This window comes from Nocardioides sp. URHA0020 (assembly GCF_000620705.1).
In the GTDB taxonomy this organism is placed as follows: Bacteria; Actinomycetota; Actinomycetes; order Propionibacteriales; family Nocardioidaceae; genus Nocardioides.
Genome location: NZ_KK211170.1, coordinates 153,874 through 169,008, shown reverse-complemented (window position 1 = coordinate 169,008; position 15,135 = coordinate 153,874). Strand labels below are relative to the sequence as shown.

The following is a 15,135-nucleotide window of genomic DNA, read 5'->3' as shown; positions in this document are numbered from 1 at the left end:
GATGGCCAAGGAACCGAAGCCGGTCGACCCGGACAAGACGAGCCGCACCCAGCAGTTCGTCGAGACCTACCGGATGGCCAAGAAGTCCGACCCGCGCCTCGGCCTGTGGATCCTCGGCTCGTTCGTGCTCGGTGCTGCGGTCGGCGCGGCCGTCTTCTCGTTCCTGCCCGGCAGCGGCATCCTGCACATCGTCATCACGGTCGTCGGTGCGCTGCTGCTCGGCGTGCTCTTGGCGATGATCATCTTCGGTCGCCGCGCCCAGAACGCGGCGTACAGCCAGATGGAGGGCCAGCCCGGAGCCGCGGCGGCCGCCCTGCGGATGCTGCGCGGTCGCAGCTGGAAGACCGACCCGGTCATCGCCTTCACCCGGCAGCAGGACGTCGTGCACCGCGTCGTCGGCCCTCCCGGCATCATCCTGGTCGGCGAGGGCAATCCCACGCGGGTCAAGCAGCTGATGCTCAGCGAGCGCCGCAAGCACGAGCGGGTGGCGGCCGAGGTGCCGATCCACGAGGTCGTCAGCGGCAACGGCGAGGGCCAGGTCCCGCTGCCCAAGCTGGTGCGCCACGTGCAGAAGCTGGGCCGCCAGGTGAAGCCCGCGGAGATGACCGACGTGCTCTACCGGCTCAAGGCGCTCGACGCCAACCGCTCCGCGATCCCGATGCCCAAGGGCCCGGTCCCGACGAGCATGAAGGGCATGCGCGGCCAGATGAAGGGTCGCTGACGCGCAAGCGCGGGCGCCTAGGCGCTCAGGCCAATTCTCGGCTCACCGGGTCTCACCGAGGTCCGGCATCTCGGTGACCTTGTCGGCGGGCGGTGCCTCGATCGTGACGTCCTTGCCCCAGTCCGAGGCCGTGAGCTCGACCGACGCCGTCGACCCCATCACCGGGTAGTCCATCTCCATCTGGGCGAACCGGTTGTCGCCGTCGAGCCACAGGTCGTAGGTGACCGAGGTCGGGATGGAGTCCCGGGCCTTGTCGGGCAGCTGCGCACCCAGCTCGTCGGCCGCCGCGGCGAGGTCGACCGTCAGCTCGTAGTGGTGGAGGTCGCGCCCCTCGACGTCCTCGTCGCCGACGTACGTCACCTGGTCGATGGCGGGCTCCAGCTTCTCGATGGCGCCGATCGGGTCGGTCTGGTCGAGCATCGAGCCGAGCCCGAGGCGCGACATCGACTCGTCCGACGGGTCGATCTTCCAGAACGTGCCGCCCCCCAGCTGCCCCAAGGAGACGTAGACGAGCCCGTCGACGATCCGCACGTCGGTGTCGACAGACTGACCGAGCACCTTCATCTTCAGCTTGAAGGCGGCCTCGGGCTTGGTCGAGGTGTAGTCGACGACGCCGTCGCCCGAGATGTCACCCCGCTTCCCCAGCGACATCCTCAGCGTGGTGTGGGCACTGGTCGACGACTTCACGCCGTCGGCGATCACGTCGACCAGTTCCCCCGGCGCGACGGTGTCGCCCTTCCCCAACCCCGTGAGGGCGGCGGCCCGCACGGTGGTGGCGCCCGTCGCCTGACCTCCCTGGTCGTCGCCGCACGCGGCGAGACCGAGTCCGAGGAGGGGCGCCAGGGCGGCGACGGCGAGCGTACGGCGGAGCGGGTGCGGGCGGGTCATGGCACCAGCATCCCTCGCCGGTGGGCACCAGAGAAGCCGGAGCCTCAGGGCTGGGGAGAAGCGACCTGCAGCGTGACCGTCGCCGTACCGGCGGCGATGTCGTGCAGGCCGCGCCGGTCGGGTCGGAAGACCAGCGGCGGGATCACCAGGGCGACCAGGATCGAGCGGGCCAGGGACCGCAGCGGGTCGAGCCGACCCCCGGTGTCCACGCGTACGACGCGCAGCCGGGTCGCCAGCTTGCCGAACGACCCCCCGGCGGTGCAGGTCAGCAGCGCGGACTCCAGGACGAAGAGCAGCAGCGTGTAGGTGCTGCCCGGCCCGCCCGTCGTACCGAAGACGGGCGTGAAGAGGCTGACCACCGCCAGGCAGGCGAACCAGTCGACGACCAGCGCGATCACCCGACGTCCCCAGGAGGCGGTCTCGTACGGCAGGGTCGCGGGATCGGGCACGCGCCCAGGGTAGGTCCCGGCCTGCGGCCGCCCGCCCGGTGGGCGGCTGTTACATCAGAGAAATAAAACGGATACGGTCAGGAAACGACCCGTACGTAATTTCGAGGTGCCCCGGCGCAGCGCCGCACCGGGCTGCCGATCCGCACGCACGTCGGCCGGCGCCTATGCGCGGCCAAGGAGGACGAATGTTCCAGAACAGCGACGAGCTGCTCAAGTACATCAAGGACGAAGGCGTCGAGATGGTCGACGTGCGCTTCGTCGACCTGCCCGGCATCGAGCAGCACTTCACCGTCCCGGTCTCGTCGTTCGACCAGTCGGTCTTCGACGACGGCCTGGCGTTCGACGGCTCCTCGATCCGCGGCTTCCAGGCGATCAACGAGTCGGACATGGCGCTGTTCCCGGACCCGTCGACGGCGTACCTGGACCCGTTCCGCACGGCCAAGACGCTGAACCTGAGCTTCTTCATCCACGACCCGATCACGGGCGAGGCCTACTCGCGCGACCCGCGCAACATCGCGCGCAAGGCGCTGGCCTACCTCGAGACCACGGGCATCGCGGACACCGCCTTCTTCGCGCCCGAGGCCGAGTTCTACATCTTCGACAGCGTGCGCTACTCCACCTCCGCCAACGAGGGGTACTACCACATCGACTCCGTCGAGGGCTGGTGGAACTCCGGCAAGGAGGGCGACAACCTCGGCTACAAGACGCGCTTCAAGGGCGGCTACTTCCCCGTCGCGCCGTACGACCACTACGGCGACCTGCGCGACGAGATGGTGAAGAACCTCGAGGCCTCCGGTCTCCTCGTCGAGCGCGCGCACCACGAGGTCGGCACCGCCGGCCAGGCGGAGATCAACTACCGCTTCGACACGCTGCTCAAGGCCGCGGACGACGTGATGAAGTTCAAGTACCTCATCAAGAACACCGCGTGGAACAACGGCAAGTCGGTCACCTTCATGCCGAAGCCGATCTTCGGTGACAACGGCTCGGGCATGCACGTGCACCAGTCGCTGTGGACGGCCGGCGAGCCGCTCTTCTACGACGAGACCGGGTACGGCGGCCTGTCCGACATGGCCCGCTGGTACATCGGCGGCATCCTGAAGCACGCCCCGGCGCTGCTGGCCTTCACCAACCCGACGGTGAACTCCTACCACCGGCTGGTGCCGGGCTTCGAGGCCCCGATCTCGCTGGTCTACTCCTCGCGCAACCGCTCCGCGTCGGTCCGGATCCCGATCACCGGCTCGAACCCCAAGGCCAAGCGCATCGAGACCCGCTTCCCCGACCCGTCGGCGAACCCGTACCTCGCCTTCTCCGCGCTGCTCCTGGCCGGTGTCGACGGCATCAAGAACAAGATCGAGCCCCCCGCGCCGATTGACAAGGACATCTACGAGCTGCCGCCGGACGAGATGGCCGAGATCGACCAGGTGCCGACCTCGCTCGGCGCCGTCCTCGAGGCTCTCGAGGCTGACCACGACTTCCTCACCGTCGGCAACGTCTTCACGCCCGACCTGATCGAGACGTGGGTCGACTACAAGCGCACCCACGAGATCGCGCCCGTGCAGCTGCGCCCGCACCCGCACGAGTTCGAGCTCTATTACGACATCTAACCGGGCCTCCGGCTGCGGTCATTCAGCAACGCCGAACGACCGCAAAGAACAGCCGCTGACCTGCACAAACGCCGCCGAGCGACCTTTTGGTCGTTCGGCGGCGTTTGCTGTTGGTAGCCGCTCGTCTGTTACAAATCCGGTACAAATTTGGGTAGCGCCATCTCCTGCCACACGGTCCTCAGGGGACTCTTCGGGTAGGTCGCGGCACGGGTCGGTTGCCCGAGCCACCAGCCTGGCATCGCACAGTTGGGCAACCACCGCCGCGATGCCCGAGTCATCTTGCTGCCACATCGTTTCCGCCGACGTGATCGCTCCCATGCCGCCGTCGGACATAGGTGCCCGTAGACCAACTGTCCGTCAACGCCGCGAGGAGGGGCTGGATGATGGCAACGAACTCGAACGTGCCGGCTATGGAACCGGGAATCTTTGGGCCGCGGCGGCGCGGAGACCGCGGAAGCCGGGCACCCAGGCTGGTCGAGGCCCAAGAACTGTGGGACATCGACGATGTCGCTTCCTACCTTTGGCGTGACAAAGCAGACCATCTACTCCTGGCGGACGACAGGTTACGGCCCGGCCGGCTTCCGTGTCGGCAAGCACCTGCGCTGGCGGGCAGCAACCGTGATCAATTGGACGGTGCGACTCGAGGAGAATCAGTGATCCCGACAGGCCATCAGCCTGACCCGGAATCGACTCCATCGCCACCAGCGAGCAGATGCTCATCAGCATGTTTGGTCACCCGGTCCGACGCTGCCGAGGGCTGCCATGGCAAGCATTAGCTCTGGGAGACCATCCGACGACGGCAGCCCTCGCTACGTCGTCAACTACCGAGATCCCGAGGGTCGGCAGCGTCGTAAGACCTTCCGACGCAAGGCCGAGGCGGTTGCGTTCCGCAACACGGTCGAGGCGGACAAACTTCGTGGAACCTACCTTGATGTCGACGCAGGCAGGATCTCATTTCGCGCCTATGCCGAGGAGTGGCTCGACAGTCGGACCTTCAGTCCGCTGACCTACGAGGCGACCGAATTGCGACTCAGGCTCCATGTGTTCCCGACGCTAGGACACCTCGAGCTGCGACAGATCAAGCCGTCGACCATCCAGAAGCTCCTACGGTCGATGGAGATGGCCGAGACCTACCGGCGCGTCATCTTCTCTAACGTGTCTGCCATCTTCTCGGCTGCGGTCGACGACGACATGATTGCCAAGAATCCGTGCAAAGCGAGTTCAGTGACAAGGCCCGCAACGTCGCGCCGCAAGGTGGTGCCTTGGCCGACCGCGTGGGTCTCCTCCATGCACGACGCGCTTCCGCCGCAGTACAGGATCGCAGTCACGTTGGGATCGGGGTTGGGACTACGCCAAGGCGAGGTATTTGGGCTCGCGGTCGAGGATGTCGACTTCCTCCGCGGAGTTGTGGAGGTCAGGCGGCAAGTCAAGGTGTTCGGAGGCAACCGCCTGGTCTTTGGCCTGCCGAAGGGCGACAAGACCCGAACCGTCCCCTTGCCCGAGAGCGTCGCGACGGAACTCAGCAACCACCTCGCTACCTTCCCGCGACGGAGCATTACGCTTCCGTGGGGAACGCCCCAGGCGGACAAGAAGTCGAGCGCAGGGCTCATACTCACCACACGCGAGCGTTCTGCCCTCAATCGCAACTACTTCAACACACGGCTCTGGAAGCCCGGCCAAGCCCATGTGGGCATCGAGCAATCGCGTGACAACGGCATGCACGCTCTACGCCACTGGTACGCCTCCGTGCTGCTAGACGCCGGCGAATCGATTCGCGCCGTGTCCGAATACCTCGGCCACAGCGACCCCGGGTTCACCTTGCGCACCTACACCCATCTCATGCCCAGCAGCACGGAGCGAACCCGTGCAGCAGTGGATGCGGCCTTTGCAGCCGGGCGCCACGCGGGCAAAGAGGCTGACACAGAACTCGAGCAACCCTCTCGGGGCTAGCGGGCGCCAGTCCAGCAACGCAAGTTGACTGACTACCGCAGCGACAGAGGTCGACCCGCTCATGGTCTGCGGGAATGGGCCCTCTCGATGTCTAACACTAGGAGGTCTTGGCACGGTCGAACGCCGTCACTAGCTGTCGAGGAAGTCCCATTCGGCCCCGAGAACCCAGCGGATCGCAGAGATCTTCCCGGAGAGCATCCCCCAGTCGAACTGAGTCTCGGTGTCCTTGCGGAGCAGGTCGACTCCGTACTGTTCCTCAGTTCGGCGGGCGGCCGCCTGTGCTGTCGCCCAGATCTCCGCCGAATAGCCCTCGGGGCGCTCGTCACCAATCGAAGCCTCCGAGCGCCCGTACCAGAGCCGATCGAACAGCTCGTGTTCGACCGCCATGATTTCGGAGACACGACGCAGCGCAGACGTCTCAACCTGATGCCTGAACGCGAGATCCATCCGGTCAGCCAGCAGCCTCCGCAGTTGCGGCATTGGTCGTCGACGGGGACCGAGGGGCGTGGTGCGTAGCGAACGCAGTGAGCCTTCGGCGGGCTCTGCATGAGCTGCTCAGGAACGCTCTCACGTTCGCGCCGGATCGGTCGACGGTGCGGGTAGTGGCGGTCGATACGGCCTGCGGGGTACGGATCATGGTCAACGACGAAGGAGAAGGTATCGACGCAGCCGACCAAGAGCGGCTCGTCAGGCCCTTCGAACGAGGGACGCACCCGCGCCAGCCGACCGCTGGACTGGGAATGGGCCTGGCGGTGGCGTCCGCGGTCGCGGACTCGCTCGGCGGGCGTCTGCTGCTGTCGGGCTCGGCGAGTGGATTCCAGGCTTGTCTGGAACTGCCTCGTGAACGGCACGCGCAAGCCCGACGCGAACGGTCCGGAGCCAGGGTCACAGGGTCTGTGACGAGACCGGTGTGACCCTGGCGCATGGGCGACTCGTCACCACGGCCCTGCGCTTGCCTCAAGTGCTCGGCGAGGGAAACGAGGACGACGTAGCGACACGTCTCACGTGTTCCGCGGCTAGACGCCGCGAGTTGCAACCAAAGCGTGCACCTCAGCGCAGAACCCGGCGCGCCAGCGACACGGCCGCCCATCCGGCCAGCACCCAAGGCCCCAGCACTATCACGGGGTCCATCGGGTGGTGCTTCCAGTCGGTGCGATTCTGACCGAACCGGGAGGCGATCGGATGACCCTTGAGCTCCGCCATGATGCCGGTCTCGGCGATCAGGTTGTCAGGTCGGCTGCTGGCGAACGACCTGAGCGTGCTGCCGAAGGTGTCCACACGGTCACCGGCGATGAGCAGTAGCCAGTGCGCCATGCGCCCTTCGCTGTAGCGGGCGTAGGCCAGTCGCCGGATCGACCCGGACAGACCGCGGAGCGGCTGGGCCGTGCCGAACACGGGCGTGAGGAACCGGTGCTCGATCGACCTCTCCCGCTGGCCGGGGTCCGGCTGACGCTCGGGGAAGCGCCAGTGGGCCCCAGTCAGGTCGGGCCGGAAGTCGAGTTTCGGGTATGACGGCCGGTCGGCCGGGTCAAGGTCGGCGCCCCAGCCGGGGATGCGGCTGCGGAGGTCGTCCGACGAGGGCCGGGGGATGTCGTCCGGTGTGTACGCCGGGATGTGGTCCTCGGACGAAGGTGCGAAGTCGGTGGTCATCTCGTCGCCTCCTAGGCGGCCGCGCCGACGGTGATGACGGGCTTGATCATCCCGTCGAGCTTGGCCGACATCATGTGGTAGCCCTCGGCGATGTGCTCGAGGGGGATCCGGTGCGTGACGATGTCGCTCGGCCTCAGGTAGCCGTTGTGGATGTGCTCGAACAGCCGCGGCCACTGCCGCTTCACCGGGCACTGGTTCATCCGCAGGGTGAGTCCCTTGTTCATCGCGTCCCCGAACTTCACGGAGTTCGGGACCGGCCCGTAGGCGCCGATCACCGAGACCGTCGCGCCCTTGCGGACGCTGTCGATGGCCCAGTTGAGGGCAACCGGAGACCCGCCCTGCAGCTTGAGCTTCGCCGCGGTCACGTGCATGAGCAGGTTGCCGTCGGCCTCGGCTCCCACGGCGTCGATCGCGACGTCGGCGCCGAGGTGCTCGGTCTGCTTCTTCATCTCCACGACGATGTCGTCGTACTGGGAGAAGTTGAAGGTCTCGGCGTGAGCGAACTCCTGGGCCTTCTGGAGACGGTGGTCGAGGTGGTCGATGACGAGGACCCGGCCGGCTCCCATCAGCCACGCGGACTTGGCAGCGAAGAGGCCGACCGGTCCCGCGCCGAAGACGATCACGGTGTCACCCTCGGCGATGTCACCGATCTGCGCGCCGAAGTAGCCGGTCGCGAGGGCATCGGTGCACAGGAGAGCGTCCTCGGCCTCCATCCAGTCGGGGATCTTGCTTGGTCCCACGTCGGCGAACGGCACCCGGACGAACTCGGCCTGGCCGCCGTCGTACCCCCCTGTGGTGTGGGAGTAGCCGTAGATGCCGCCGACTGCGGTGGCGTTGGGGTTGACGTTGTGACAGTTCGAGTACAGGCCGCGCGCGCAGAACCAGCACGTCCCGCAGAAGACGTTGAACGGCACCATCACCCGGTCACCCACCTCGAGGTGCTGCACGGACGGCCCGACCTCGTCGACGACCCCGATGAACTCGTGGCCGAAGGTGTGGCCGACCCGGGTGTCCGGCATCATCCCGTGATAGAGGTGCAGGTCCGAGCCGCAGATCGCCGCGAGCTCGACCCGGACGATCGCGTCGTTGGGGTGCTCGATCCGTGGACGGTCCTTCTCCTCGACGCGGACCCGGTATGGGCCGCGGTAGGCCATTGCTCGCATGGACGGTCTCCTGTTCAGTGTTTGGGGTGTGACGGACTCGGACAACGGCGGTTGGAGCGATGAATGTGCGCCCTTGACGCTGACCTGAGACACGGTCCCTGAAACACCGCTGCCTTCACGTTGCCTCCTTGCGTCGAGGTCTTGGGAGACCTTCTCTTTGCAGGACCTTCATTGCACCCGACGCGGCTGGACGCCGCTATCGGTAAAACTGCCGACGCCGGTCGGAAGCTTCGTCTGCGCCGTGCGAATGCGACACGCCGATGACAGCTGTCCCGGTTGACCCCTCAGTCCGCTCCTCCTTGGGCAGTCCGACGTCTTGTCGCCTCAACCAGGTCCAGCTCGTGACCGAAGTGGGGTTTCACCGTGACGTCGGCGCCCGACCCGATGCCTTCGGTGTCCTGCGTGAGGGCTGCGACGACGTCCTCTTCGTCCTCGTGGCAGCGTCGGACAGCGGCGCTGAGCAGCCGGAGCTGGCGGTCCAGCGGACCCTGTCGGTCGGGCGGCGCGACGGACTTGAGGTCGGCCAGTGCCGCAGACATCTTTCGGGTGACCTGCGGCGCGGACGCCCCGGCCAGCCGGATCTCGTCGAAGGCCAGCTGCACGTAGCCGTCCCAGCTGACGGTCCGCTCGACCAGGCGCACCACGCCCTCCTCGTCGCGGTGCTCACCGCTCGGCAAGGGCCGGACGGAAAGTTGACGCAGCAGGTCGTGAAGGCGGTGCAGTGCCTGGACCGCCGTCGTGGGGTCGTCGAATGGCTGTGCGATCGACCGCACCGCAATGTCGACCAGCTTGCGGAAGCCGTAGGCCAGGTCGTCGGTGTGCACGCGCTCCGCGGCGAGCAGGACGTGGCGGGTGACGTCACTGCGGAGCCGATTGGCGAGGTCCCCGGTCGTCTCTCCTGTCGACCGGCTGCTCGGATGCACGCGGAACAGAGGTGCGCCGCCGACCACGAAGTCCCCGACGACGGGGACCAGCTCCAGCACGCAGTCCGACTGTCGGGCCGCGGCGACGAGGGCGGGGCGGTCGATCCGGATCACGTTGCCGGGCTCCTCGGCGACGATGGTGTCCCGGCCGCCCGCCTGGACGGGCTCCTCTCCGTGCCGACGGACAATCAGTTCTCGGCTGCGGTCGCCGACAAGGTCGATCAGTCCAGCGGCCCGCAGGCCCTGGCCGGCATGGTGCACGAACAGGATGAGCACGACGAGGCTGGCGGCCATGAGCCCGTAGGACACAAGCATCGACAGCCCGGGCACCCGGCCAGTGTTCGATCCCCGGATCTCGCGGAGGGTGAGGATCACGACTACGAAACTTGCGCCGAACAACCCGACCGCCAACTGGCTGAATCGGTCGGCGAGCAGCGCCCCCACGATCCGGGGCGAGAACTGGCCCATCGCCAGCTGGACCGCGACCAGGGTGACTGTCAGGACCAGGCTTGTCAGCGACACCAGTGCAGTGGCGAACGAGGACAAGATCGTCTGGGCGTCCGTCGGCGTCCCGGTCACGCTCTGCGGAACCAACCCGTAGTCCGTTGCCCGGTCGAGTGCCAGCGTTCCGAGACCGATGAGCGCGCCCGCAATGAGGCACAGCATGGGCAGTGGCCACATGCTCGAGCGAACAAAGTGCTGGAGCCGAAGCCTGTTCACGGTCTCCCCTTCCTTACGCAGGGATGCGGACGCCCCACCCGGAGGTCCGTCGCACATCGCCCGGGTCTCCTCATGGAACCGATGCCAATGCGGTTGCACCATCGGCAGAACTCCCGATTCGTAATGAGTGGGCGGTGGGTGCTGAGGACAGTTGGGCGCCCTCGCACGGCGGCGATCTTCGTGCACAGCTGGTCCAATACCGGGCGGGCCCGGGTCGCGCTCGCAGCTGCCCCGCTGTGATGAGACTCCGTCATGCGACTTCCTTGGCTAGCTGCCGTCGCAACTGTCGTAGAGAAGAGCCGCCGCACGCCTCGAGCGGGCTGCGTGAGCCCACGTGGGCTGTGGTGCGGCGGCTCCCTCCGCTCGGGGGTCGTGGTTGGGTGGGTCTGTTGATGGTTGCTCCTACGCAGCTGGTACGAACACGGCGCGAACGCAGCCGTCCTCCTTCTCCTTGAACATCTGGTAGCCCTTCGGACCCTCCTCGAGGGACATCACGTGGGTGGCGAGGTGCTCGGTGCGCACCTCGTCCCGGCTCATCCGTTCGAGGATCTCGGGGATGTAGCGGTGTCCGTGCTGCTGGGCGCCGCGGAGGGTCAGTGCTTTGTTCATCACCGCGCCTAGCGGGAACTTGTCCACGAGCCCGCCGAACACGCCGAGGGTGAACACGGTCCCGCCCTTGCGGCAGGCGTAGATCGCCTCACGTACGGCGGTGGGCCGGTCGGTCTGCAGCCGCAGCTGCTGCTTGACCTGGTCGTAGAGGTACTGCGGGCCCGGACTGTGCGCCTCCATGCCCACTGCCTCGATGCAGACGTCCGGTCCCCGGCCGCCGGTCATCTCGCGCAGCTCGGCGGGCACCTCGACCTCCTCGTAATTGAGGGTCTCCGCGCCGATGTGGGTGCGGACCTGGTCGAGCCGGTTGTCGAACCGGTCGATCACGACGACCCGTTCGGCACCCATGAGCATGGCCGCTCGGGCGGCCATCTGACCCACGCCCCCGGCGCCCCAGACCGCGACGGTGTCGCCGGCCTGCACCCCGGCTTGGTGGGCGCCGGTCCAGCCGGTGGGGGCGGCGTCCGAGGCGAACAGGGCGCGTTGGTCCGAGACGCCGTCGGGGATGGCGAAGGCTCCTTGGTCGGGGTACGGCACCCGGATGTAGCGCGCGTGGCTGCCTGCCCAACCGCCCATGGCGTGGGAGTAGCCGTAGCAGCCTCCGATGGCCTGGCCCCACAAGCCCTCGGTGATCCCGGGGTTGGGGTTCCCGTTGTCGCACAGGGAGAACAGTCCCTGCTGGCAGTACCAGCACTTGCCACAGCTGGTGAACGACACCACGACCACTCGGTCGCCGATCTGGTGCTTGGTCACGGCGCGACCTACGTCCACGACCTTGCCCATGAACTCGTGGCCCAGCACGTCGCCCGCACGCATCGCGGGGATGTAGCCGCCGACCAGGTGGAGGTCGGAGCCGCAGGTCGCGCTCAGCCCTACCTCGAGGATCAGGTCGTGGTCGTTGAGGATCTGGGGCTCAGGGACGTCCTCGACGCCGATCTCGTTGACTCCTCGCCACGTCACTGCTCTCATCGCTCACCTGCCTCGGGGGCCGCCTTGGTCCAGGACTCCAGGAGGACACCACCGGGAGTGGGCGTCCTCTTGCCGTGCGGTGCCGGGTCGACCGCCAGCACCTCTCCGACCTCGATGACCTGCTTGGCCTGACGAAGGGCCGACCGGAGCTCGGAGTGAGCGTCGTTGCCGCTCAGGCGTCGCGGCGCGCCGGCCGCGGGCGGCTGGTCACGCAGGCGGGCGCCCAGTTCGGTGCCCTTGTCGCCGGCGGCCGGACGGACGCGGACCTCGATCCGGTCCGCGAGCTCCGACAGCGGTGCGGGCAGGGCGTCGGTGTCGATGTCGGACGATTGGCAGAGCACCGTCACCACCAACCACCCGGACGTCGGCTGGTTGCCGCCGGCCGGTCGGGCGGCCGAGGGGTCGATCACGGACCGGACCTGGCGGACCAGGCTGCCGCCCACGCGGGCTGCACGGGTTGCGACGTTGGTCGTGGAGTGGCTCATGAGCGTCCTCCTGCTCCAGCGGGCTGCGGCGCGCCAGCGAACTCCTGCACGATGCGTTCGCAGAACGGCGGCAGGTCGTCCGGGGAACGGCTCGTGGTGATGTTCCCGTCGGTGACGACCTCCTCGTCGACCACCTCTGCGCCGGCGTTGCGCAGGTCGGTGCGGATGCTGGGCCAGGACGTCAAGGTGCGGCCACGCGCGACGTCTGCCTCGACGAGGCTCCACGGGCCGTGGCAGATGGAGGCCACCGGCTTCCCCGACTCGACGAAGTCGCGGACGAAGGCGACCGCGGCGGACTCCATCCGCAGCTTGTCCGGGTTGACGGTTCCGCCGGGGAGCAACAAGGCGTCGTAGTCGTCGACCGAGGTCTCGCTCACCTGCCGATCCACCGGGAAGGTCCCGGCGTCCTCGAGGTCCTGATTGCGCGCGGCGATCTCGCCGCCCTTGATCGAGATGATGTCGGTGGTGGCGCCAGCGTCACGGAGAGCGCGCTGCGGCTCCTCCAGCTCGACCCGCTCCACGCCGTCGGCCGCCAGGATGGCGACGCGTCGCCCTTCCAGTGTCGTGCTCATGTCACGCTCCTGCCATCGCCGGGTGGAGGACGACTTTGGTCCAGCCGTCCTCGCGGTTGTCAAAGCGCTCGTAGGCCTCGGGGGCCTGGTCGAGTGGGAGCTCGTGGCTCACGATGAACGAAGGCTCCACCTTCCCCGCGGCGATCAGGTCGCGCAGCTGGCGGTTGTACTTCTTGACCGGCGCCTGGCCGCTGCCGACGTGCTGGCCCTTGAACCAGAACATGCCGTAGTCGAAGGCGAGCTTGCCCTGCTTGGCCAGCTCGTCGCTGGCACCCGGGTCCTCGGGCACGAAGACCCCTACGCAGCCGATGGTCCCGGTGAACCGCACGGAGGCGACCAGACGGTTCATCGTGAGGTTGGCCTGCTCGTCGCCACTGGGCTCGTGCGCCTGATAACCGACGCACTCGCAGCCGTTGTCCGCGCCGAGCCCCATCGTCTGTTCCAGCACCGCCTCCACCGGGTCGACCTGGGAGTCGTCGATGGCGATCGCGCCGATCGACTCGGCCAGGGCCAGCCGGTCAGGATGACGGTCGACGACCATGACCTTGCTCGCGCCCTTGACCGTCGCCGATAGGGCTGCCATGAGTCCCACCGGCCCGGCGCCGTAGATGACGGTCTGGTCACCGGGCTTCACCCCGGCCATCTCCGTGGCGTGGTAGCCGGTCGGGAAGATGTCGGCGAGCATGACGTAGTCGGTCTGCCGCTCCTCGGCGTCCTCGCCCAGCCGCAGACAGTTGAAGTCGCCCCACGGCACCCGCAGCAGCTCGGCCTGACCGCCGCCGTACGGCCCCATGTCGGCGAACCCGTAGGCGGCACCGGCCATCTTCGGCTCCGGCTGCGCCGTCAGGCAGTAGTTCGTGAGCTGGCGCTCGCAGTTCTTGCAGTGGCCGCACGCGATGTTGAACGGCAGGACGACGTAGTCGCCGACCCGCACCTTGTCGACGCCGTCGCCGACCTCGACCACCTCGCCAAGGTTCTCGTGACCGAACCAGCGTCCCGGCTCGAAGTCGGTGCGTCCCTCGTACATGTGCAGGTCCGAACCGCAGATGTTCGTCGACGTGATCCGGACCAGTACGTCTGTTGCCCGCTCGATCCGCGCGTCGGGCACATCCTTGACGCTGACCCGTCGAGGTCCCTCGTAGACCACTGCCTTCATGATTGCCTCCTCGTCGCGAATGCGTCCCGAAACCCGCTGCTTCGGCTCATCCGAGTAGACCTCGCATGACGCCCGGCTGGTATCGGCACAAATGCCGAGGCCCTCGTCGAACCGTCCCCGGCTCCAGCGTGGGGTCTGCTCGAGCTCAGCGCGATGAACTCGGCGTGTGTGGGTACTAGGAGCCATCTTCAGTCGGCGCCCCCTTGCGCGCCTGTGAGAGGAGCGCCGTGCGCGTCGATGTGCCCATAGTCGAGGTTGCCGAGATCGCCGCCTCCGCCGCCTCACTGCCGGAGCGCGCTCAGGAACTGCTCCGGACGCTGAGTCGATGTCTCCCTGTCGAGGCGTCGTACATCGCACTGGCAGATCAGCGGTCGACCAGCTACGCGACAGTGAGCAGCAGCGGGCTCGATGCGTCGGTCGTGGACTTCCTGGACCGGCCGTCGGTCGCGCAGGAGCTCGAGCTGACCGGATGCAACCGCAACCGGCCCCCTGTCAGCCTGGGCGATCTGCCGCTCGGCACGGACGAGCTGCCCACCTGGGCGGAGTGCTTGGTCCCGGCCGGCTTCCGCGAGGGTCTAGGAGTACCACTCTTCGAACCCGGGGGACCTCACCTGGGGTTCTCGGCCTCCTGTTCTCCAGCGGACAGCCGCCGTCGGTCGCGGTGCGCACCATAGTCATGCAGCTCTCGCCGGTCATCGCCCGAGCCGTGTCCCCCACCCGTTCCCTGCTTGCGAGCGCGCGCCTGGTGTGCGGCGCCAAGGCCGGTGCTGTGTTGCTGCGGGACGGCACCACGTGTCCGCTCCCAGGTCTGGAGGGGCACGCACTTCTTGATCGCGCGTCGCCGGCTGTGCAGGTCGCCAGGCGCGGCATCAGGAACGGACAGGTCTACCGGTCATTCATGTGGCCGTGGGGTGAAGCGCCATGCGGTCACGTGCGCCTGACGGTGCTCGCGCCGAGCGACCTGCCGGCGTTCGTGTCGGGCGCTGTCCTGCTCACCCCCGACGTTGACTGCCGCGCCCTCACGGCCCGAGAACTCGAGGTGCTGGGCCTGGTCGTCGAGGGGTTCTCAAACCAGCAGGTCGCGAAAAGGTTGGCCATCGCGCAACGGACAGTGGCCACGCACCTCGAGCACATCCTCCACAAACTCGAGGCACCTTCGAGGACAGCGGCAGCCGTGCGCGCCGAGCGTGAAGGTTGCTACGTCCCAGCACACTTCGCCCTCTCGTAGACTCGTGGCTCACGCACCTGTTCAACGTCATGACAGCGCAGCGTCTCT

At 67.5% G+C, this 15,135-nt stretch carries 16 protein-coding genes; 5 read left to right on the top strand and 11 right to left on the bottom strand.

From position 1 onward, the window contains the following. The first annotated feature begins 1 nt into the window (after position 1). A complete protein-coding gene (locus N542_RS0118190) occupies positions 2-721 on the top strand; it encodes a DUF4191 domain-containing protein (protein ID WP_028645150.1) in 720 nt (239 codons plus the stop codon). A gap of 42 nt (positions 722-763) precedes the next feature. Here the strand turns inward: N542_RS0118190 and N542_RS0118185 are convergent, their stop codons facing one another. Further along, complete coding sequence (locus tag N542_RS0118185; protein WP_028645149.1) at positions 764-1,609, bottom strand: LppX_LprAFG lipoprotein; 846 nt, start codon at positions 1,607-1,609, stop codon at positions 764-766. Between the two features lie 44 nt (positions 1,610-1,653). Continuing rightward, positions 1,654-2,058, bottom strand: a complete 405-nt coding sequence (locus N542_RS25525; RefSeq protein ID WP_036508685.1) for an RDD family protein — start codon at positions 2,056-2,058, stop codon at positions 1,654-1,656. A 185-nt stretch (positions 2,059-2,243) separates the two neighbouring features. Between N542_RS25525 and glnA the strand changes: the two genes are divergently transcribed. After that, the gene (gene glnA, locus N542_RS0118175; RefSeq protein ID WP_028645148.1) at positions 2,244-3,662 is read left to right on the top strand and encodes a type I glutamate--ammonia ligase; all 1,419 of its coding nucleotides are present in this window, start codon (positions 2,244-2,246) and stop codon (positions 3,660-3,662) included. A gap of 18 nt (positions 3,663-3,680) precedes the next feature. Here glnA and N542_RS27650 read toward each other — a convergent pair whose 3' ends face one another. Then, a complete protein-coding gene (locus N542_RS27650; RefSeq protein WP_155993199.1) occupies positions 3,681-3,995 on the bottom strand; it encodes a hypothetical protein in 315 nt (104 codons plus the stop codon). Between the two features lie 429 nt (positions 3,996-4,424). Here N542_RS27650 and N542_RS0118170 point away from each other — a divergent pair, with 429 nt between their 5' ends. Continuing rightward, complete coding sequence (locus N542_RS0118170) at positions 4,425-5,612, top strand: site-specific integrase (protein WP_028645147.1); 1,188 nt, start codon at positions 4,425-4,427, stop codon at positions 5,610-5,612. Positions 5,613-5,741: 129 nt separating this feature from the next. On the opposite strand, the gene N542_RS25520 is transcribed toward N542_RS0118170, so the two are convergent. Next, the gene (locus N542_RS25520; protein WP_155993197.1) at positions 5,742-6,059 is read right to left on the bottom strand and encodes a hypothetical protein; all 318 of its coding nucleotides are present in this window, start codon (positions 6,057-6,059) and stop codon (positions 5,742-5,744) included. A gap of 77 nt (positions 6,060-6,136) precedes the next feature. On the opposite strand from N542_RS25520, the gene N542_RS28455 reads away from it, so the two are divergent. After that, entirely contained in the window at positions 6,137-6,526 is a 390-nt protein-coding gene (locus N542_RS28455; protein ID WP_197026024.1) for an ATP-binding protein, read from the top strand. Between the two features lie 136 nt (positions 6,527-6,662). Here N542_RS28455 and N542_RS0118160 read toward each other — a convergent pair whose 3' ends face one another. The 7 genes from N542_RS0118160 to N542_RS0118130 all read right to left on the bottom strand — a co-directional run bounded on the left by N542_RS0118160 (position 6,663) and on the right by N542_RS0118130 (position 13,859). Continuing rightward, positions 6,663-7,262: a hypothetical protein gene (locus N542_RS0118160; RefSeq protein ID WP_051552019.1), complete on the bottom strand. Its 600-nt coding sequence runs from the start codon at positions 7,260-7,262 to the stop codon at positions 6,663-6,665. 11 nt (positions 7,263-7,273) lie between these two features. Continuing rightward, a complete protein-coding gene (locus tag N542_RS0118155) occupies positions 7,274-8,425 on the bottom strand; it encodes a zinc-dependent alcohol dehydrogenase (RefSeq protein WP_028645145.1) in 1,152 nt (383 codons plus the stop codon). A gap of 284 nt (positions 8,426-8,709) precedes the next feature. Next, positions 8,710-10,029 carry a DUF2254 domain-containing protein gene (locus N542_RS25515; protein WP_081795358.1) on the bottom strand — a complete coding sequence of 440 codons (1,320 nt, stop codon included), beginning with the start codon at positions 10,027-10,029 and terminating at the stop codon, positions 8,710-8,712. A gap of 441 nt (positions 10,030-10,470) precedes the next feature. Next, positions 10,471-11,646, bottom strand: coding sequence for a zinc-dependent alcohol dehydrogenase (locus N542_RS0118145; RefSeq protein WP_028645144.1), 1,176 nt, complete (start codon positions 11,644-11,646; stop codon positions 10,471-10,473). Next, positions 11,643-12,131 (bottom strand): hypothetical protein, encoded by a 489-nt coding sequence (locus N542_RS0118140; protein WP_028645143.1) that lies wholly within the window; start codon positions 12,129-12,131, stop codon positions 11,643-11,645. Before N542_RS0118140 ends, N542_RS0118145 begins: the two co-directional genes overlap by 4 nt. Further along, positions 12,128-12,703 (bottom strand): type 1 glutamine amidotransferase domain-containing protein, encoded by a 576-nt coding sequence (locus N542_RS0118135; RefSeq protein ID WP_028645142.1) that lies wholly within the window; start codon positions 12,701-12,703, stop codon positions 12,128-12,130. Before N542_RS0118135 ends, N542_RS0118140 begins: the two co-directional genes overlap by 4 nt. Before the next feature lies 1 nt (position 12,704). Beyond that, positions 12,705-13,859 carry a glutathione-independent formaldehyde dehydrogenase gene (locus N542_RS0118130; protein ID WP_028645141.1) on the bottom strand — a complete coding sequence of 385 codons (1,155 nt, stop codon included), beginning with the start codon at positions 13,857-13,859 and terminating at the stop codon, positions 12,705-12,707. 676 nt (positions 13,860-14,535) lie between these two features. Here N542_RS0118130 and N542_RS27955 point away from each other — a divergent pair. Then, positions 14,536-15,087: a helix-turn-helix transcriptional regulator gene (locus tag N542_RS27955; RefSeq protein ID WP_197026022.1), complete on the top strand. Its 552-nt coding sequence runs from the start codon at positions 14,536-14,538 to the stop codon at positions 15,085-15,087. The last annotated feature ends 48 nt before the right edge of the window (positions 15,088-15,135 follow it).